The sequence below is a fragment of the Microcystis sp. M179S2 genome (assembly GCF_020245805.1).
Taxonomy (GTDB): Bacteria; Cyanobacteriota; Cyanobacteriia; order Cyanobacteriales; family Microcystaceae; genus Microcystis; species Microcystis aeruginosa.
Genome location: NZ_JADBUE010000178.1, coordinates 1 through 20,319, shown reverse-complemented (window position 1 = coordinate 20,319; position 20,319 = coordinate 1). Strand labels below are relative to the sequence as shown.

Here is a 20,319-nt window from a genome sequence, read left to right as displayed (position 1 = left end):
AATTGGTTTAAGAAGAAACTATAATTAGTAATACGATTAAACTACAAATCAAATTGGCGTAGAATAATGAGCGAAACTAAAGTAATTAATCGAGAAAATTTACTGGTCAGTCTCCGGCAACAACTGCGCGCGGGACAACAGGAATTAGCCGATTGGCAAGGGGGAAAAATGGCCATTTCTGCGGTGCCGGGGGCGGGAAAATCCCACAGTTTGGCCGTAGCTGCCGCCATGGTTATTGCTCGTGAGCAACTTCATGCTAAAAAACAGTTAATTATTGTCACCTACACGCGCTCCGCTGCCGCTAGTATTAAAGCTAAAATTAAACAACGCTTGCAAGATTTACAACTTTCAGCCCAAGGGTTCAGCGTCCAAACTCTGCACGGACTGGCCCTACAATTGGCCCGTCGTTACCCGGAATTATCGGGATTAGACCTCGAATCTTCTACCTTAGTTATTCCGACTCCTAGCCACAGAATTATTAGAAACTCGGTGGAAAAATGGCTAATTGCCGACCCAATTCGTTATCAAAAGTTATTAGAAGGAGTGGAATTTGATGGGGAAGAAACCGAAAGATTACGCCGTCAATCGGTGCTGAGAACCGAAATTTTACCTAGTCTTGCCTATACGGCCATTCATGAGCTAAAAAGTTCTGGATTATCACCGCAGCAAGTCTGGGAATTAAGCCACTATACCGACGATAATTATCAAATTCTCGCTATTGCTAGTGGTTTGTACCAACAGTATGAAATCCTGATGCGTCAGAAAAACTATATAGATTATGATGACATGATTTTAGGAGCCTTGCGGGTATTAGAGGAAGACAAAATTCGCCGACAATGGCAAAAATCTGTCTTTGGAGTCTTTGAAGATGAGGCACAGGATTCTAGTCCTCTCCAAGAAAAACTAATTACTATTTTAGCAAAAAATAATGACGAGGAAATACCTAATTTAATTCGCGTCGGCGATCCCAATCAAGCCATTAATTCTACCTTTACCCCCGCCGATCCTGTTTACTTTAATTGGTTTTGTGAAAGTTGTCAAAGCGAAGGCAATTTATCGACTATGAACCAAGCAGGTCGCAGCAATACTAAAATTATTGAAGCTGCTAATTTAGTGTTACAATGGGTCGATCGAGATTGGAAACAGGGAAAAGATAATCATAAAGTTACCGAGGCTCCTTTTCGAGTTCAAGCGATTCTTCCCGTCGGTGCTGAAGATCCCCAACCTAATCCAGTTAAGGAGGGAAAAGGATTAGAAATTTATCAACCCGATGACATTTATCAAACAGTAGAATTAATTGAAAAACGTCTAGTTAAATTACTCCAAGAAAACCCTCAACATAATGCGGCTATCCTCGTTAGAGAAAATCGACAAGGACACTTTTTTGCTCAAAAATTTGCCCATTTTTACAAAAGTTATCAAATCAGAATTTTTGAAGCTAACGAGATCGATCGCTTTTCCCAAATTCCCGCCGAAATGCTGAAACTATTAGCTTTTGTCGAACGTCCCCACTCTCCTGATTATCTCAAAGCGGCTTTAGAAGTGCTACAATTTAGGGGTTTAATTACTGCCCAAGACTTAAATCCTTTAGTTACCTATCCCGAACAATTTCTTTATCCCACTCCCCTCGATCCCGAACTGAAATCTAACGAAAAAATCGCCCGTCGTTATTGCTGCAGTTTACTAAAAGCTAGATTAGAATTACCCCATTATCAACTCCTGTCTTTTTTCGCTATGACTCTCCAATATTCCAGTTCAGAATTAGCCACTTTGCAAAAATTAACCGCCCGTATTTATCAGGAAACTGCTGGTAATAGTTCTCTAAAAAATACAATTAACACCCTTAATGAAATTATCGCCTCTGAGCGCTTTGAAGGAGTGGAAGAAGATAACGATGATTGTTATACTCGTCCTGAACAACTGACGATTATTACTATGCACAAAGCCAAGGGTTTAGACTGGGATTATGTTTTTATTCCCTTTCTTCACGAAGATATTATCCCAGGCAAACCTTGGATACCCAATGGGGCGAAATTTTTGGCAGATTTTACCCTCGCAGAAGTGGCACGAGCGCAAATTCGAGCAGCGGTTCATCAACGCTATTTAAACCCCGACAGCATACCAATTATTCCCCCACCTCTAAGCGCTTGGTTAGAAGCTGGACAACTTAAAAAAGCTGAAGAATACCGACTTTTGTATGTAGCGATGACGCGAGCAAAAAGACTTTTATGGATGTCGAGTGAAAAAAAAGCTCCCTTCCGTTGGAACACTTTTCGCGGGGATGAAAGTAGTCAATTACAGGATAAAAATCCCTGTCCTGTCTTTCCTGTTTTAATCAATGCTTTCCCCGATTCTTTCTGTGTTTAACTGTTGCTGCAGCGTCCGCGGATAAAGAATTAGGAAGACAAACCACCAGAGGAGTATGGGAATAGATAGGAGTAGAGTTAACCAGAGACGCTGGGTTAAAAACCAACAGCCGGCAATCAGGGTAATTCCTGTCAACAAAATCGACCAAGGTTGACACCAACGGGGTTTGTGATTCCAAACGTTATCGGATTTCGAGTTAGACATTAGTTAAGGGGCGGTAATTTACTAACTTGATTTTATAGTGATCGAGCTTAAAAAACGCTTGGGAAGACCGAAAGAGTCAAAAATTACTCGATTTACTTATTTAAAAATCACTCCCCGCAATCATAGCCGCTAATAAAATAAAACCGACCCAAACATTTTGACCGAACATTTGACCATAAACTGGTTTAGGTAAATCCGATTGACGTAACAACCAGTATTGACGCAACCAAGCGATCGCCGCTAGACCCAACCCTAGCCAAAAAAAGGCTGATAACTGCATTTTTTGCCCCTCCCAAGCCAATAAACCCACTGTTAGGGCAAAAAAGACCACCACGGCTTCCGGGGCGTATTTGCCGAAAAATATGGCACTAGAGTTAATACCAACCTTGAGATCATCCTCTCGATCGGACAGAGCATAAATAGTATCAAATGCCAATGTCCAAAAAATCACCGCTCCCCATAATATAAATGTATTGCTATTTAACGACCCGGTGACGGCACTCCAACAGATTAAAACCGCAAAACCCCAAGCGAGAGAAAGAACCAATTGGGGTACAGGAAAAAAACGCTTGGCGAGGGGATAGCAGATAATCAAGGGAACGGCGGCCACACATAGGCAAAAACTCAGGAAATTCAGATATAAAGCTAAAATTGCGGCGCAAAAGAAAGCAATCAGAGCGATAATCAAACCAACCTTGATCGATAAAGCTCTGGCCGCTAAAGGACGGTTACGAGTGCGATCGACTTGTGGATCGATATCGCGATCCCAAAGATCGTTAACCACACAACCGGCGGCGCTAGTGGCCAAAGTTCCCAAAACGATCACCCCGATCAAGGGTAGCGGTGGCACCCCGTCTGCCGCCAAAAATACCGCCCATAAAGCGGGAACCATCAAAATTAACCTACCTGCGGGTTTATCCCAGCGCAAGAGGCGAATAATCGTCATCCAAGTGGGTTCTAGATCGGGTTGGGATATAGTCATAATTTCTCGTAAAAAGTAGAAACTAGGAGTTAAGGGGGAGATGGGGAAGTGGGGAGAAAAAAGCTGCCTTTTGCCTTTCCTAACCAAGAAGTTAATTTTGCACGACTACCTACTTAACGTGATTACCAGCCCCAACTATTGGGAACGCCTTTAAACGGACCAACTACATCGGAGGTTATCCATCCCCCGTAAAAGTTGCCCGGTTGCGGTTGTACTAATTCCCCGTCGGCATAACAAGCGCTCATTTTGGCAGGATAAAAAGCCAGATAATTCTTAATTGCCTGAAACTCTGGTGTCGGGTCCGGATAATACCAAGCGGCGTTAATTGCCTGTTGGTCGCCAACGGTGATATTGTAATATCCCGCTAGACCTTTCCACTCACAAAAAGACTTTTCTGCTGTGGCTTGCAGGTATTCCATTTTAATATCTTGGGGCGGTAGATAATAAACTGGAGGATGACTGGTTTCTAGAACTCGATAACTGCTTTTAGTATCGGCAATTATCACCCCATTAAAGATAATTTTTAGGTGTTTAGGCGATAATTCTAGGCGCGGGGGACGAGGATAATCCCAGACGGATTCCTGTCCTGCTTTTGCTGGTATCGGTTGGGGACGAAACATAATTTTTCTTATCGTATTCTCCGAGTCAGTTCACTGTTCACTGTTTACTGATTACTGATCACTGAAAAGAGTTTTCTCAGGGTTTCCACTCGTTCTCGATTGACATTTAAATCCGATTCTCCTAACCGGGAGGCCGAGCGAACATCGATCGCATTTTTGCTAGGATTGAGAGAAAATTCCAGATCATCGACAAATCCCATCCATTGACTGCTAAATTCGGCGTAGAGATAGTTACTATCTTGGCTAATAATTTTAGTTCTCGGTTGGGAGGCGATAATTTTAGCTAATTGCTCGATCGCTTTTTCACCGCTACCCTGATAACTAAGGGGTTCGATCGAATGAGCTGGATCCTGACTCTGACTACTAACACAATTAGGAGTGACTGGACAAGGAGCCAGTTTACCCTCCCTGACTCCCAAATAATCGGGACGAGTACCGGCGAATAAACTGACGCTATCGGGAGCAATTAACCTAATTCCTAGCCAGATGAGCAGTATTCCCAGGAAAATAAACGGGGTTAGCCGGAAAGATTTTTTCACCGTGTCGGAAGTTTCAGTCATGCTAGTCTCACAGAATCACTTCAATTAACTTAACATTGATAGGTGTGACAATATCAGGAGATAGAATAAGATGTTTCTCGATGAATTACAACCCGTTGTTAAAGAACTGATTCAACAACCGATCGCTTTTTTCGGTGGTTTTGCCTCTGGATTACTGCGCTTGAAACTTTCGGACGATCCCCTCAAAAAATGGTTAGAACAGCAGGGATTAGTCAGTTTTAACGACAATAATCAGGATAACGGCAACGGTCCCCAGTCGATCTCGATCGATTAGGGATCAGGGGTTAGCTGTTGGGGGTGAGGGTATTCTCCCATCCCCAAAACCCCCCGCTTACCACCCCATCAGCTTAACTTGTTGCTGAAAGTAGATAAATTTCCTCGGCTACTCGTTTTAAGCGTCTTAATTGCGCTTCCATATCCTTTTTAGTCCATTTGGCGGCGAATTGCTGGAATCCCCACCCCACAACCGGATTGGGAATCGCAAACTCAAAACGATTGATTAGACAAGTGCCGCCATCATTGGGTTGACATTCCCAGCGATCGCATCCGCGAAAAAAGCCTTCAAATTGCCAGACAATTAACCCCGGTTCCCTCTCAATCACCGTACTTTTCAGCGTTGGCTGAATTAGGGGAATTTGAATCAAAAAACGACTTCTCCCACCGATATCGGTCTTCCAATCCCCGATAGGTTCACAAACTAACACCGGATTCAACCAACGACGCATTAACTCTAAATCCGTGATACAACGCTCTACCGTCGTGGCACTAGCTTTAATCTGAATTGATTGTTCAAATACTTGACAAGATGACATTGATCTGCTTATAAATTGCTGGCTGAGAATTATCGGTAGTCGGACAAAAGTAAAGTTAACTGTGCAGACAAGGCAACAGTAAGGGTTTCGGCCTTGGTTACATTTCTTAACATAGTCTTGTTTATAGCCTTTCTCATCAAGATGAAGTGTAACCTAATTTGCTATTGGAGTCAGGTTTGTCTAGAAAACGGGTTTCTTAAAGAAACCCGTTTTCTGTTATTAAAGACTAATTATTTAGGATTTGCTGAAAAACTTTTTGCCGCAAACCCTAACTATAGGCTCAAGCTCACTTTTTCACCAACTTGACAAATTCTCGAAAACGTTGGCGTAAACTCTCGATATTAGCCGATTTCCCGCCGTAACGCCAATCAACGTAGGCGCGAGCAATTTCCTCGATAATATTCGCCACCGGGGGCGGTTGGACAATGCGGGCGGCGGCGGCGTATTCTAAAGGGGTTTGAGCGGGATGTTTACCATAACCGGCTTCTGTTAAGATTCCTAACATTTGCTGGTATAAACGCTCGATTGGTGGTAGTTTTGCCAACTTGCGACCCCGACGCCAACGATGGAACTGTCCCCATCCTAACCAACCAGCGTAAGCGAAGACGACCCCCACTAAACCGCCGAGAATTCCCCCTAAAAGACTGCTGGAAATAAAGCGCCATAACCATGCCAATAACTTACCGATAGTAACGATAACATTTTCCCAAATCAGACCGAGAAAACCCGTTACTGGAGAGGGCAACCATCCGGCTACCCATTGCCAAAATTGCTTGAGGACGCTAAAAGGTTCCACTTCCTCAAAGGATGGGGGAATTAATTCGTGGCCCGGGATAGGATCGAAAGTGTACCAACCGTAACCTGGAAAAAACACCTCTGTGATGGCGTAAGCGTCCGTATTTTGGACAACATAAAAGCCAGTGAAAGGATTAAACTGGCCAGGAGCAAAACCGGTGGCTAATCGGGCAGGAATACCGATCGAGCGTAACATAATCGTTAACACGGTGGAAAAATGATCGGCGTAACCCCCCTGAAAACGAAACAAAAAGGCCGAGACTAAATCCTCATTTTCGGCTAAAAAGGGCAAATCGGTTTTTAATTCATAGTTTTGCTTTAATGCTTGGGCCAAATATAGGGCCTTCTCGTAGGGAGAGGTTAACGGTGTGGGAGATTTTGCCAGCAATTCCTCGGTTTTTCGGCGGACTTTCGGGGCAATTTCGGCAGGAATTTGTAAATAATACTTGAGAATAGCCTTCGGGTAAGTTTCTGGGGCCGATCGCAGTTGGCTGCGATTGCGTTCCGGCACTTGTGAGATTACAGTATAAGTTAGCCCTTCCGCTAACCCCCCCGGCGACCTTAAGCTATTTTCTCGGTCTAAAGATACCTGTCGGGTAGGAAAAAAGAGAAACTGAGGCGAAGTAAGAGCGGGGATAATATTCGGTAAACTGGAGACAATGCTGTAAGTTTGGACTACCTGATGGGTTTTTGCCTGGGTTGCAGGTAGCGGCACAAAAAAGCGATAGGACCAACTACTGCGATTTAAATCCTCTACTTCTTGATCTCGCGAGATTTGCCACCCTTGACCAGTATAGCGATCAAAGGCCATGGACCGCCAGAATCCGGGGGCTTGAGAACGTACCCGCATGACTATTTCTGGAGTCATACTTCCCCGCAAATTTTGGTTGATTTGGGGGTTAAAACCGTAATAAAAGGTAGAATCTAGCTGTCCTGACCCCGTAGTGGGACTATTACCGCCATTTACGCCACCATTCCCCGTTTCACCCTCGCGCACATAGCCGGGGTTAACGATTTGTCGGTCTCCCTGTTCAAAATCCTGATTTTCCATACCTCCTGGACTATTGACGGGAAAAGATTGAATTTGATAACCCGGAAAACGCGGCATCAGGGCAAAAATTGTCAATCCCAAGAGGAGAATTGTCAGAAAGAAAATCCCAAAACGTTTGGGAGAAAGGGGGGAATTTTGCGGGGAAACTAATTTTTTTGTGGCTAGACGCGGGGATTTCCTTGAGAAGAAAGGGAGACTCTGATTGAGATTATCTAAACCTAAACGAGAACGATAGTCTAAAACTAGGGTAGGTAGGGATAAAAGCAGAAAGAGGATTAACCAAGGCGCAAAAGCGAGGGTTTGGGAGATTGTCCCGGCGACTCCCAAGAGAATTAAACCGATTACCATAGAATACCCTAAATCTTTGCGTCGGGGCAGGTCAAAACTATGGAGAATTTGTAATTGAATTAATAATTGTGTTAAGGCAATGCGACTATCCTGCATCGCAACGATATCACCCAAGAATAGCGCCAACACTACCAACATTCCGATGGCTATACAAAATTTTGCCCCAATATTGCGCTTTTTCCTGCGTCGCCAACTCCAGATTCCGCCGATAATACTGAGAGGAACAGCCCAAATACTGGTATAACTATCGGTAGCCACATCGGTGGCGATAATACCCACGATTACTAAAGCTTGCACCAGAATTCTTAAAATAATCGATTCCTCGGTTTCCGGCAAGGGAGAAGATTCTATCTTTTGCCAGAGGGTTTTTAAGGAAGGTCTTGGACGAGCGGCACTGCTAACCATAGGGTAAATTGGCAGAAGGATCAAAAAGTTAATTTTATGTTTCCCAGTTCTAATCTCGATCGCTCCATGGGGTAAAGTGGATTTTAGATGTCAGGAGTCAGGAGACAGGAGACAGGAGACTCCGAGACAGGAGAAGGGAGCAGGGGAGATAGGGAGAAAAAAGCTGATTACTGATAACTGATTACTGATAACTGATTACTGACCTATGATAGCCGTTACCAAGCCTGAAATTTTACCGTTACTTCATCCCCTGATTGGACAATTAGCCACGGCAATTCTGTCCCACTGGGAAAATTATCTTGATTTGTCGCCCTTTGAGTTGCCGGAAGGTTTAGGCTATGTGGAGGGACGTTTAGAAGGGGAAAAATTAATTATCGAGAATCGCTGCTATCAAACTCCCCAGTTCCGCAAAATGCACCTAGAACTGGCTAAACTGGGCAATAGTTTGGATATCCTTCACTGTGTCATGTTCCCCCGTCCAGAATATCCGCTGCCGATGTTCGGATGTGATATAGTCTCCGGCAAAGCGGGAATCAGTGCCGCTATTGTGGATCTTTCTCCCACCAGTGGCGATAAAACTCTCCCTAGTGCCTATAATCAAGCTTTAGCGGCTTTACCTGCGGTCGATTTCGCCCAGGATCGTGATTTGCCCTCTTGGGGTCATATTTTCTCCCAATATTGTCTGTTTATTCGTCCCGCAACCGCCGCCGAGGAACGACAATTTTTACAAAGAGTAACAGATTTCTTGACAATTCACTGCAAATGTGCTAAGGCAAGTCAGCCTCTTTCCGGGGAAGAAGCGCGCATTTATTTACAGGGACAACGGGATTATTGTAGTCAACAGCAAAAAAACGATAAAACTCGGCGTGTACTAGAAAAAGCCTTTGGTTGGGAATGGGCAGAGCGTTATATGACGGGTGTTCTCTTTGATTTGCCCGATTAAACTGAACTATCCCTTTCCCCCTTGCTACTAGGGTTGATTCATCGTAGGGTTGATTCATCGTAGGGTTGATTCATCGTAGGGTTGATTCATGAATCAACCCTATCCTTAATAAGGGGGGAGCCGACAATTTTTAACACCTACCCACTTATTTAGAGATTTTCTGCAACTTCATCGCTATTTTTCCCATTTTTGAACTCTCAAAAATTAATTAGGGCAGAAGTCTCTTGAAACTTAACAATATTAATAGACAAGGACAGGAAAATAATTGCTAGATTGATTTAGGTACAGTTAACTGTAACCGCGAGAACAAGAGAAAAAAAGCGGTTTTCCCAGGTAAAACCGCCAAAAAGCCCTAGCTTAATTTCTCGATTCTGACAATTAAATAAATATTAAAACAGCCGATGAATCTAACGAACTTTCCTTGGTTAACTGCCATCATCCTTTTTCCCATCGTCGCCGCTTTATTGGTTCCCATAATTCCCGATAAAGACGGTAAAACCGTGAGATGGTTTGCTCTGACGGTGGGATTAATCGACTTTGCCCTAATTATCTACGCTTTCTATACCAGTTACGATTTCGCTAATCCCAATCTGCAATTAGTGGAAAGTTACCAATGGTTGCCCGAAATTGACCTAAGATGGTCCTTAGGAGCCGATGGCCTCTCCATGCCTCTGATTATCTTAACGGGATTTATCACCACTCTGGCTATCTTAGCGGCTTGGCCGGTGACTTTTAAACCGAAACTATTCTACTTCCTGATGCTGTTGATGTACGGGGGACAGATTGCGGTGTTTGCCGTCCAGGATCTGTTACTGTTCTTCCTCGTCTGGGAATTAGAATTAGTCCCCGTCTATCTCATCCTCTCCATTTGGGGCGGTAAACGCCGTCTCTACGCGGCCACCAAATTTATCCTTTACACCGCCGGAGGCTCTCTCTTCATCCTTGTAGCGGCGCTGACGATGGCTTTTTATGGCGATACCGTCTCCTTTGACATGGTGACTATTGCTGGCAAGGATTTCCCCCTGAAACTGCAATTATTCCTCTACGCCGGTTTTCTGATTGCCTACGGGGTAAAACTGCCGATTTTCCCCCTCCATACTTGGCTACCGGATGCCCACGGCGAAGCCACTGCCCCCGCCCATATGTTACTAGCGGGAATTTTGCTTAAAATGGGTGGTTATGCGCTCTTACGGATGAATATGGGGATGTTACCCGATGCTCACGCCGTTTTCGCCCCCGTTTTGGTGATTTTAGGGGTAGTTAATATTATCTACGCCGCCTTAACCTCCTTTGCCCAACGCAATCTTAAGCGCAAAATTGCCTATTCTTCCATCTCTCACATGGGATTTGTGCTGATTGGCATGGCTTCCTTTACCGATATTGGTACAAGTGGGGCGATGTTACAGATGATTTCCCACGGACTGATTGGGGCGAGTTTATTCTTTATGGTCGGTTGTACCTACGATCGCACCCATACCCTGATGTTAGACGAGATGGGCGGTGTCGGCAAGAAAATGAAGAAAGTTTTTGCCATGTGGACCACCTGTTCCCTCGCTTCCCTAGCTTTGCCCGGGATGAGCGGTTTTGTGGCGGAATTAATGGTATTTATCGGTTTTGCCACCAGTGATGCCTATAGTCCCACTTTCCGCGTTATTATCGTCTTTTTAGCGGCTATCGGTGTCATTCTCACCCCGATTTATCTCTTGTCCATGTTGCGAGAAATTCTCTATGGGCCGGAAAATAAGGAATTAGAAGAACACCATGCCCTAGTAGATGCGGAACCCCGGGAAGTCTTTATCATCGCTTCTCTATTAGTGCCAATTATCGGCATTGGACTCTATCCCAAAGTAGCCACGACAATTTACGATGCTACTACCAATAAATTAACCGCCCTAGCGCGTAATTCTGTCCCCAGTTTAGTGCAACAGGCAAAGGCAAAAACCGCTAGTTTCTCCCTTTATTCCCTCAAAGCCCCCGAAATCTAAGGAGTTATCAGTTATCAGTTATCAGATTTGAGTTTTAAGTGAGCAGTATTAAATAGCAGTTTCCTACTGTCTTTTCACTGTTTACTGATTACTGTTCACTGATAACTGAAAAATCCCCACCCTACCCAATCACCTCATGTAAATCCGTCGGTGCGAGATTAGGATAAACCACTTCACCATCCTTAAACCAAATAATGCGCTGAGAGTGACGCGCCACATCAGCCTCATGAGTTACCATGACGATAGTAATGCCACTGTTATTCAATTCCGAGAAAATAGCCATCACCTCTTGGGTAGTTTTCGAGTCTAGCGCCCCCGTCGGTTCATCAGCAAGTAATAATATGGGTTGATTGACAATTGCCCTAGCAATAGCAACGCGCTGCTGTTGTCCCCCCGATAATTGATTGGGTTTATTGTGCAGTCGATTATCTAATTTTACCTTCGTTAAAGCAGCGATCGCTCTTTCCTTTCTTTCTTGGGGAGAAACCCCACCATAAATCATCGGTAACATGACATTTTCTAGTGCGCTCATCTGGGGTAAAAGATGGAATTGCTGGAAAACAAAGCCGATTTTGCGATTGCGAATCTGGGCTAAATCCCCATCCGGCAGCGTGGAAACGTCCAGATTTTCTAGATAATAAGCTCCCAAGGTGGGACGATCAAGACAGCCGATAATATTCATGGCCGTGGATTTTCCCGAACCCGATGCCCCCATAATAGCGCAATATTCCCCTTTTTTCAGGCTTAAATTGACGTTATTAAGAGCTTTAACCATGGTTTCGCCACTGCCGTAGATTTTAGATACATTTTCGAGGCGAATAATTACTGGCTGATAGACTTCGGCTTTATCGTTGCGTTCGCTGAGAGAGGAAGTATCAAAACTCATGAAATAATATAGAGATAAAACCATTAAATGCAGCTATTCTAACCTGAGCAATTCTCCATTCAAGCAACATCCTTGAGAAAACCGACTAAAGGCAAGAAAACCGGCGCTAAATTCGATCGAGCCACGGCTAAACAGGGATAGGATCGATCGCTATAATTTTCCCCCACCTGCAAGGGAAAAATCTTTTCTCCTAAAGAGATAAATACTCCGCCAGCGGCCTGTAGAATTGCCCAAACCGCAGCAATATCCCAGACTTTCGGGGTTGCTTCCACTCCTCCCAACACCGTGCCATCGGCAACCAAAAGCAGATTATAACTAGCCACTCCTATCATCCGCACTTTGCAGGGAAAGGGATTTTTAAATATATCTGTACTACGGGCGCAGAGATTAAACAGATGATTTTTGCTAGGAAAATCGTCGCTGGTGTGAATCGGTTGACCATCGCGGTAGGCCCCCTCTGGACCGGTTAAACCCGTCTCACCGTACCAATAACCATAATAGGCCTGTTTTAGGCAGGGGAGATAAACAAATCCGAACACGGGAGTCCCCCGGTAGAGAAGTCCTAGGGAAATGCCCCAGATGGGAATACCGCGAGTAAAATTAGTTGTACCGTCGATTGGATCCACTACCCAACACCATTCTTGATCCGGGAAAATATGGGTAGTTTCCTCGGTTAGGACTCCATGGTCCTGGAAAGTGCGGGCAATTAGCGATCGCAATTCCCCATCGGACCAACGGTCGGCAGCCGTCACTAAAGTCCCGTCTGCTTTATTGGTGGCCTGTAATTTGCCAAAATCAGCTAGTAGGCGATCGCCCACCAGCTCGGTAGCCTGATAACAAAAGTCTAAAACCTGACTCCAAAAAGTTTCCATAATTTTCTCGTTCGTCTTCTAGTAGAATATTAAATCATTGTCTAAACTTAGGTAGTCGAGATTGAGCGCGGAAGCCCACCAGGAGATCAGACTAGCTACCCGTCTAGAAGCGATACTTTACCTAAAAGGGCAGCCTGTCCCCTTAACCGAGATGGTGACATTAACCAACAGCGATCGCTTGACGGTGGAAGATGCCATGATCGAGTTAATGTCCGATTATGCCCACCGGGATAGTGCCTTGGAAGTGGTGGAAACCCCCCTCGGTTATAGTTTACAATTGCGGTCAGCTTATCAGAATTTGATCGAAGACCTGATCCCGGCCGAATTAGGCACGGGAACTCTCCGTACTTTAGCAGCGATCGCACTGAAAGAACCGATTTTGCAAGCGGATTTAATTAATTTACGGGGCAGTACGGCCTATCAACAGGTTCAGGACTTGGTAGAACGAGGATTTGTGAGAAAACGCAAGCAAAACGAAGGTAGATCCTACTGGTTAGAAGTAACCGATAAATTTCATCAATATTTCGAGGTTGACAATCTTAGGGAACAGGGTATTCTGGAAGCTACCGCTCAGGAATAAGGAGAGAGAGGGTATATTATGGGTGAATATTTCTGATCACTGAGCTAAACTTGAGGAAGATGGGGGGACTTCGGGCAATCAAGAAGAGCGATTTGTTAACCTAGATCCAATAACCACTACAGCGTGGGAGTTCTGATGACTTTTAATCCTGATTTTTTTCCCTGGGAAACCGAAGAACAAAATGATAACTGTCTGATGCAGTATCTCCAGCAGCAGCATCCTGAAACCCTTGAGAGAATAGCCCAATCGGTCAGTAGCGAAATTAAAGATATTATCTCGCAAAACGTCAAGGGATTGGTGGGAATGTTGCCCTCAGAGGATTTTGCGGTACAAATTACCACCGACCGCGAGAATTTGGCTAATCTTCTCGCTTCAGCGATGATGACCGGTTATTTCCTCGGTCAAGTGGAGAAGCGCCATCATTTAGAATCAATTTTGTTAGCTACAGAATCAATTAAATTAGGCAAAAAACCAAAAATAGATTAATCTTCACCGAAGACAGAGACACTTTCATCGGTGTCTCTATCACTTTTTAACCCCCTTTGGCAAAACTCACCATCACCAAAATCGAGAGCAGGATACCGGGGACAAGTAAACCCGCTAATAATCCAAATTCAGTCAGCGTCATAGGAGAATATGCCCAAAATTCCATCACTTCCCACTCTAACCCCCTCTTCCGGCCACCTCAACAAAGCTTAAGGAAAATTTAAAGCCTTTTACCAGTTTTTCTCCTATCAGTTGTCCGACTAGACAAACCAAAAAGAGTCTTTTTGATGTTGCCAAGCGGTTTATAAGTAGCTGGTTATAATTAAATTAAAAATGGATTTTAGGTTCGATCCCCCCTGCCCCCCCTTGATAAGGTAGGGTTGATTCATGAATCAACCCTACGCTTGATAAGGGGGGTGTCTGATAATTTTTAACGCCTACCTACTTAATTCTTTTTTCAGCGCCCCGTATAAAGCTGAATAATCGTCCTCTGCGAATCCCATTTCTAAAGCTTTTTCAAGAAGGCGCTGTACTCCTGTTAGGGGAAAAGTATTTAAATCTAACTTCTCCGATTCCTCTAAAAAGAGATTGACATCTTTGAGTAAATGTTTAGTGGGAAAATTAGGGTTAGCATAATTTTCTTCTAACATTCTGGTTAATTTTTTGTCAAAAGTAGGCGCATATAAGGCACTTTGACGCAGGATAGTCATGAATTTTTCTAGATCTACTCCTTGCTGGGATAAAAAAGCTAAACTCAAAGCAAAAGCACTGGTTAGAGCGGCAATTAATTGATTTAAAGCTAATTTTAACGCCGCGGCGGTTCCCACTTCCCCGATTAACATCGGTTCTTGACCAAAATGTGCTAATAAATTTGACCATTGATGGAACTGTTTCTCCGTTGCTCCCACCATAACTAAGAGAGTCCCCTTTTTAGCTTCGGGAATACTTCCTAAAACGGGTGCTTCTAGATATTCTCCCCCTTTAGCAACAATTTGATCTCGCAGTTGTTTACTTTCAGAAGGGGCAATGGTTCCCATCTGGATAATAGTACGATTATTGAAGTTGGATTGCTCGGAATTTAATCCTAAAACCTCTTGGATAGCGGCGGCATTAGTTAACATTAAAATCAGACAATCTGCCTCTTGAATTACCTGATCGGGACAGCTAACTGTTTTGGCTCCTAACTGCTGTAAAGCTGTCAATTTTTCTAAGGTGCGATTATAGGCAATAACAGAAATTCTCTGATTTAATAATCTTTCCAGCATTGGCGTTCCCATTAATCCCGTTCCCAAAAATCCAACTTTCATAACTTAATTTTTCCTGATTTAGTGATTAGTTTTTACTTGTTTTTATGGCTGTCCAATGACGTTCGGAAGACTGATAAATTTTAACATTTTTTAATCCCGATTGCTGGATTAAATCGGCAATTTCTGCTAGGGTAAAAGCGGCCTGGAGAGAATCTTTAAATAGTTGCGCTTGTCGTGGAGAAAAATTAGGATCGATTTCCCTCACCATCCCCTGGATTATTTCCTCGGAATCGGGACGGAATAAATCTCTTAAAAAGATGCCACCATTGGGTTTTAAAACTCGCTTAATTTCCCGTAAAAAAGGCAGAGGATCCTTGAGATGATGGATTAAACTATTAGAAATAACTAAATCAAATTGCTCGGATTGGTAGGGAAGATTTTTTCCATCAACTTTCTCCAATTTTATCTGTTCTTGACAGTTAGCATTAAGGATATTTTTTTGACCAATTTCTAACATAGAATCGGCCAGATCAATAGCGATAATTTGCCATTGGGGACGTAGTTGACTGAGTATAATCGGAATGCGTGCAGTACCGGTTCCTACATCTAACACCCTAGCATTAATACCGGCCAATTGTACGGCTTCTTTAGCGAAATTAGTATTAACTTCTGTGAAGTCCATGGCATCATATTCGATCGCTTCTTCCCGATCATCCATTACTTCTGGTTCTAAAATTCTTTCCATAGAAAAGCTATCTTTAGGGATTACAATATTCACAATACATTGGATCGGCGGTTTTTTGACCGTTGGGAAAGAGTTTTTCCTCTCGATAATCACACCTTTGACAACCGTATAGTTCCAGTTTAATCAAAGAGGTGGGAAAGTGACATAAACCACAGGGTAAACCCGCTTTTCTTTCGATAATATCAAACCCCGGACAACCACAATTAGGACATAATTGATTAAGTTTCTGCACCAGATTTGCTGTCGCAGCTGCAATTGCTTTCATCCGCGTGGGATTGTGCATAGCGCGCATATCGGTTTCTAGGTGTACTTTGCCGTTTTTGTCAAGAATATCTTCAACAATTTTAACTAAATTTTTCTGGTCAGTAATTCCCTTAAAAATATGCTCAGAGTCGAGAGAATTTTTATCAAACATCACCACTAAACCATGACTAGGAAAGCCGATTTTTTCGGCAAATTCTAAAGCAGCTGCTAGATTAGTTACAGTTTGGTGAGCGTGATTAGTTTCCGTGACTATTGCTTGACCAATTATTTCTAGATTATGGACTCGATCGAGCAATAAAATCAATTCACGATTACAGGAAACTAGCGGCAAGTTAGGATAGGGATAAAAACTACCCTCACTAGCAATTCCGATATCGTATCCCGAAAGCTCGATCGCTTGTTGTGCCTTCCCGCGAGCGGTTTCAATTTGTGTCCCGATGCGCTTAATATCCCGGGTAAAAGTGCCAAAGCGATCGGTATCAAAATTATCGGGTACAATCACCTTAAGGCCTATTTCTTGCGCTAAAATCGGCGCTATTACCCGCTCTTTTCCGTGCATAGTCCCTAAAATTGCTATCCGATCTTGAAACATCTTTGTCAAGTAAAAAGGAGACAGGAGACAAATTCACCTGATGACTGATGGTGGGTTACGGCGAATACTAAATAGGTGGTAAAATATCTAAATTATTGTCGCCTAACCCACGCTACACTAAGTTTCTGGGGTTTTTCCCTGAGCTTGTTTTAATCTTTCTGCTGCTGTTTCCATGACTTCTGCAAAGTTTTCGAGAATTTCCCCGGGGTGCGCTTCCAGGATTTTTGTAGATAGGGAAATGCGGTTTTTATATTCGTCAATTTCCGCGACTACCACTTGAATTGCCTGACCAACTTTAAAGAAAGTCATGGGAGAATTAAAAGAGGCTCCTGTCACCTGTTTAGCATGGAGTAATCCCGTCACTCCACCGCAATCGACAAAGACACCGTAGGGTTGTAATTTAACCACAGTGCCACTTAATAATTTACCCACAGCTAATTGACTGATAGCGTTAGCGCGAGCAATTTCTCGCTGAGATAAAACTAATTTATTATTTTCTTGATCGATTTGAATAAAAGTTGCGGTTAAAAGTTGTCCGATGAGGGAATCTAAATCATTTTTTTCGATTAAATGGGAGCGAGGGATAAATCCTTTTAATCCTTCCACTTCTCCCGTCACTCCCCCCTTATTCACCCCCGTGACGCGCAGCTGTACCGACTTGCCACTTTCAGAGATTTCCCTGACATTTTCCCAAGCTTTTTGTAGTAATAATTGCCGCAGAGACAGGGTAACTTGTCCTTCCGCGTCCTGTCCACGGGTAATCAGAAAATCGAATTCTGCATCTATGGGTAAAGCTTCGGCAATGGAAGTAACATTTTCCAGGGAAATTTCCCTTAAAGAAATAAAAGCGGAGGATTTGCCGCCAATATCGATGAATGCTCCATCGGAGGTGTGTTGATCGACTCTCCCGCGCACGATCTGCCCTTTTTCAAATTGATAATCGTATTGATCAAGAGCTTTGGCAAAATCGTCCATGGAAAAGGCAGGGTTCGGTGTCATGATAAATAGAATGGTTACAAGTATAATTTCGATCTGCTTCCAGTGTAAGCTGAAGCTTGAGGGGTCAGACCATTAAGATTTAAGAAGGCTAAATAACTCTAGCACATGATCCCAAGCAGATTTGGCCGCATTAGCATTATAACTAGCCCTTTGGTCGCAGAAAAAGCCATGGTCGGCATTTTCATAGCGGAAAACTCGATGAGGGATTTGATAACGGATTAATGCGTTTTCGATCTCATCCACTTGCTTTTGAGAAATACTGCTATCTAACATCCCGAAAAATGCGTAGATTGTCCCCTTGATTTGGGGAGTCACCTTCACCGTCGCTTGACCACCCCCAGGGGTTCCCGTGGTGATTCCTGCACCGTAAAAAGAGGCAGTAACTTTGATATCCTCTAGAGTGGAGACAAGATAAACCAGATGACCACCAAAACAAAAACCGATCGTGCCGACACCGGTTTTTTGCACCTGTGGCAAACTATAAAGATAATCGATGGTGGCTTGGATATCGCTGATTAATTCGGCTGCTTTGGTTTGTTCTTTGTACTGACGACCGATTTCGATATCTTCTATACTGTACCCCGTTTCAAAACCAGGAGCGAATCGCTGATAAATGGCAGGAGCGATCGCTATATAGCCTTCTTGGGCAATTCTGCGGGTGACATCGCGAATATGGTCGTTTACGCCGAATATTTCCTGAATCACGATAATTGCCGGATAAATTCCCACCCGATCGGGAATGGCTAAATAGGCATCTATGTCAATATCTTTGTTAGGAATCGTAACAGTTTGCGTATTAATAGTCATAATTTTCTCGGTGAAAAGGGTGTTAGGGTGTTAGGGTGTTAGGGTTGTAGGGTTGTAGGGTCTTAGGGTTGTAGGGTTTTAGTTGAATTCCCCCAATTCCCCATCTCCCCAATTCCCCATTTCCCCAATTCCCCATCTCCCCATCTCCCCAATTCCTCAAATTAAAACAAACTTTTCCAAGGCCGCAGCCACCCCATTTAAGTTTACACTGGGGGCAACCCAATCGGCTTGATCCTTAACAGCTTGGGGAGCATTACCCATGGCAACACCGACACCCGCATAGGTGAGCATAGAAACATCATTAAAATTATCACCGATCGCCATAACGTTTTGCGGTTGTAATCCTAGGATATCTTCGGCCAAAAATTGGGTGGCGCTTCCCTTGGTAGCCTCAACGTGGGTAACTTCAAAAAAAGTCGGACTCGATTGGGTAAAGTATAAATCTTGATTTTGATAGCGTTGCTGTAAATGATGCCAAATCTCGGCGATAAATTGCTTATCTTCCCCCATGGCCAGGATTTTAGTGGTTTTGTGGGCAACTTTGCGTAAATCTCCCACTGCTTCGGCAATAATACCCGATCGCTGCCGATAGAATTCCGTTTCCGCGTTTAATTGCCGCACATAAAGCACATCGTCCATATAAAAATTAAGGGAGATTTTCTCTTTCCATTGGGGTTGTTCGAGATAATCTAAAAGATCGATCGCCAAGTCGGGGGAAATGGGAGTATGTCGATGGTGAACTTGGGAAACAGGATCTTGAATCCAAGCGCCATTGTAAGCAATTAAAGGTAAAGTGGATTTAAGGCGTTTATGAAAACGTAAAGCCGAGCGGTACATCCTACCAGTGCCAATAGCGACGGGAATTCCCTTTTTTTGGACGGCCGAGACAGCTTGCACCACAGCTGGATTAACCTGATTGTTATCACCGGCGATCGTTCCATCCACATCGACAACGATTAAGCGAATATCCACAGTCATGTCCCATTCAACAGTCAACAGTTATTGACACTCTCGCCGTCAAGCTACGCTGTGACTGGAGATTCTTGCTTCTACTCCTCTTAACTAGACACAATCGGAAGACTATGCCCCCGTCAGACCGAATCCACAAGCGTTTTAGTTTAACGTCTACCGACTGCCAGGCGGCGGACGGATCTGAATTTTATTTGTGGGCTGTTTTGACCTTAGCCGTTAAGCTTCTATCCTGCTTGACCCGTCACCATTACATTTTCAAGGGCGATATTTGTTCCGAGGTACAAAGGAGCGGGAGGTTTCCGTGATCCCTTACGCGCTTTACCGCTTTCTGTATTCTAGCGAAATCCCTCGAAAATTGTCAAAGTATTGAAAGCTAGGATGGAAGGCATGGGATTAAATGCAACAGTCCGAACATTTGGATACACGAATAAAACAATATTAAATTGGGAAAAGAAATTATCAGCCTGACAAGAAACGTTAGTATTTAACTCTAGATAAAATGTCACCATAATTACCTCAAAAACTGCCCTAGTTAATTATTTTTAGCTAGTTGACTAACAAGCCATGCTCTTAAATTCTTTTCTGCCCTCACTTCATCCTCTTTAGCAGTGGCTAAAAATTCATAGAGTTTAGTTTTCGGAACTAGGGGAAAAGAGGGACTAAATTCTCCTTCCTGATAAACCCCCTTTTCTAACCGATAAATGCGCCAGATTTGTCCATTAAAACGCCATAATTCCGGCACTCCCAAACGGGCATAAAGTGCTAATTTATTAATATCCGTATGGGTGATATCCACT

At 43.6% G+C, this 20,319-nt stretch carries 20 protein-coding genes and 1 pseudogene; 6 read left to right on the top strand and 15 right to left on the bottom strand.

Annotated features, from left to right (window positions below):
• The first annotated feature begins 66 nt into the window (after window positions 1-66).
• Window positions 67-2,367: an ATP-dependent helicase gene (locus tag IM500_RS11090; RefSeq protein WP_190723508.1), complete on the top strand. Its 2,301-nt coding sequence runs from the start codon at window positions 67-69 to the stop codon at window positions 2,365-2,367.
• On the opposite strand, the gene IM500_RS11085 is transcribed toward IM500_RS11090, so the two are convergent.
• From IM500_RS11085 to IM500_RS11070, 4 genes are all read right to left on the bottom strand, one after another.
• Window positions 2,332-2,571 carry a DUF6737 family protein gene (locus IM500_RS11085; RefSeq protein WP_002736158.1) on the bottom strand — a complete coding sequence of 80 codons (240 nt, stop codon included), beginning with the start codon at window positions 2,569-2,571 and terminating at the stop codon, window positions 2,332-2,334. The genes IM500_RS11090 and IM500_RS11085 overlap by 36 nt on opposite strands.
• Before the next feature lie 100 nt (window positions 2,572-2,671).
• Window positions 2,672-3,553, bottom strand: coding sequence for a 4-hydroxybenzoate solanesyltransferase (locus tag IM500_RS11080; RefSeq protein ID WP_190723506.1), 882 nt, complete (start codon window positions 3,551-3,553; stop codon window positions 2,672-2,674).
• 122 nt (window positions 3,554-3,675) lie between these two features.
• Window positions 3,676-4,173, bottom strand: a complete 498-nt coding sequence (locus IM500_RS11075) for a DUF427 domain-containing protein (RefSeq protein WP_045356290.1) — start codon at window positions 4,171-4,173, stop codon at window positions 3,676-3,678.
• A 44-nt stretch (window positions 4,174-4,217) separates the two neighbouring features.
• A complete protein-coding gene (locus IM500_RS11070; RefSeq protein ID WP_190723504.1) occupies window positions 4,218-4,733 on the bottom strand; it encodes a DUF1499 domain-containing protein in 516 nt (171 codons plus the stop codon).
• 70 nt (window positions 4,734-4,803) lie between these two features.
• On the opposite strand from IM500_RS11070, the gene IM500_RS11065 reads away from it, so the two are divergent.
• Window positions 4,804-5,007, top strand: coding sequence for a ssl0294 family protein (locus IM500_RS11065; RefSeq protein WP_002762986.1), 204 nt, complete (start codon window positions 4,804-4,806; stop codon window positions 5,005-5,007).
• A 73-nt stretch (window positions 5,008-5,080) separates the two neighbouring features.
• Here IM500_RS11065 and IM500_RS11060 read toward each other — a convergent pair whose 3' ends face one another.
• Window positions 5,081-5,545, bottom strand: coding sequence for an SRPBCC family protein (locus tag IM500_RS11060; RefSeq protein WP_002778570.1), 465 nt, complete (start codon window positions 5,543-5,545; stop codon window positions 5,081-5,083).
• A gap of 286 nt (window positions 5,546-5,831) precedes the next feature.
• The gene (locus IM500_RS11055; RefSeq protein ID WP_190723502.1) at window positions 5,832-8,144 is read right to left on the bottom strand and encodes a transglutaminase TgpA family protein; all 2,313 of its coding nucleotides are present in this window, start codon (window positions 8,142-8,144) and stop codon (window positions 5,832-5,834) included.
• Between the two features lie 205 nt (window positions 8,145-8,349).
• Here IM500_RS11055 and IM500_RS11050 point away from each other — a divergent pair, with 205 nt between their 5' ends.
• Complete coding sequence (locus IM500_RS11050; RefSeq protein WP_287738396.1) at window positions 8,350-9,087, top strand: phycocyanobilin:ferredoxin oxidoreductase; 738 nt, start codon at window positions 8,350-8,352, stop codon at window positions 9,085-9,087.
• A gap of 401 nt (window positions 9,088-9,488) precedes the next feature.
• Window positions 9,489-11,072 (top strand): photosynthetic/respiratory NAD(P)H-quinone oxidoreductase subunit D1, encoded by a 1,584-nt coding sequence (gene ndhD1, locus IM500_RS11045; protein ID WP_045360515.1) that lies wholly within the window; start codon window positions 9,489-9,491, stop codon window positions 11,070-11,072.
• Window positions 11,073-11,193: 121 nt separating this feature from the next.
• On the opposite strand, the gene IM500_RS11040 is transcribed toward ndhD1, so the two are convergent.
• On the bottom strand, window positions 11,194-11,958 hold the full coding sequence (locus IM500_RS11040) for an ABC transporter ATP-binding protein (RefSeq protein ID WP_190723540.1): 765 nt from the start codon (window positions 11,956-11,958) through the stop codon (window positions 11,194-11,196).
• Window positions 11,959-12,017: 59 nt separating this feature from the next.
• Window positions 12,018-12,830 carry an inositol monophosphatase family protein gene (locus IM500_RS11035; RefSeq protein WP_190723498.1) on the bottom strand — a complete coding sequence of 271 codons (813 nt, stop codon included), beginning with the start codon at window positions 12,828-12,830 and terminating at the stop codon, window positions 12,018-12,020.
• A 61-nt stretch (window positions 12,831-12,891) separates the two neighbouring features.
• On the opposite strand from IM500_RS11035, the gene scpB reads away from it, so the two are divergent.
• Entirely contained in the window at window positions 12,892-13,410 is a 519-nt protein-coding gene (gene scpB, locus IM500_RS11030) for an SMC-Scp complex subunit ScpB (protein WP_190723496.1), read from the top strand.
• Window positions 13,411-13,545: 135 nt separating this feature from the next.
• Window positions 13,546-13,896, top strand: a complete 351-nt coding sequence (locus tag IM500_RS11025) for a DUF760 domain-containing protein (RefSeq protein WP_002803308.1) — start codon at window positions 13,546-13,548, stop codon at window positions 13,894-13,896.
• Between the two features lie 437 nt (window positions 13,897-14,333).
• On the opposite strand, the gene IM500_RS11020 is transcribed toward IM500_RS11025, so the two are convergent.
• The 7 genes and pseudogenes from IM500_RS11020 to IM500_RS10990 all read right to left on the bottom strand — a co-directional run.
• Window positions 14,334-15,203: an NAD(P)-dependent oxidoreductase gene (locus IM500_RS11020; protein WP_190723494.1), complete on the bottom strand. Its 870-nt coding sequence runs from the start codon at window positions 15,201-15,203 to the stop codon at window positions 14,334-14,336.
• Between the two features lie 25 nt (window positions 15,204-15,228).
• Window positions 15,229-15,888, bottom strand: a complete 660-nt coding sequence (locus tag IM500_RS11015; protein WP_287738391.1) for a class I SAM-dependent methyltransferase — start codon at window positions 15,886-15,888, stop codon at window positions 15,229-15,231.
• 13 nt (window positions 15,889-15,901) lie between these two features.
• Window positions 15,902-16,744 carry a DUF6671 family protein gene (locus IM500_RS11010; protein ID WP_287738389.1) on the bottom strand — a complete coding sequence of 281 codons (843 nt, stop codon included), beginning with the start codon at window positions 16,742-16,744 and terminating at the stop codon, window positions 15,902-15,904.
• A 117-nt stretch (window positions 16,745-16,861) separates the two neighbouring features.
• A complete protein-coding gene (locus tag IM500_RS11005) occupies window positions 16,862-17,719 on the bottom strand; it encodes a S1 RNA-binding domain-containing protein (RefSeq protein ID WP_190723537.1) in 858 nt (285 codons plus the stop codon).
• Window positions 17,720-17,815: 96 nt separating this feature from the next.
• A complete protein-coding gene (locus IM500_RS11000) occupies window positions 17,816-18,550 on the bottom strand; it encodes a dienelactone hydrolase family protein (RefSeq protein WP_190723488.1) in 735 nt (244 codons plus the stop codon).
• Between the two features lie 156 nt (window positions 18,551-18,706).
• Complete coding sequence (locus IM500_RS10995; protein WP_052275762.1) at window positions 18,707-19,522, bottom strand: Cof-type HAD-IIB family hydrolase; 816 nt, start codon at window positions 19,520-19,522, stop codon at window positions 18,707-18,709.
• A gap of 532 nt (window positions 19,523-20,054) precedes the next feature.
• A pseudogene (locus IM500_RS10990) lies at window positions 20,055-20,319 on the bottom strand (Uma2 family endonuclease); the annotation flags it as partial.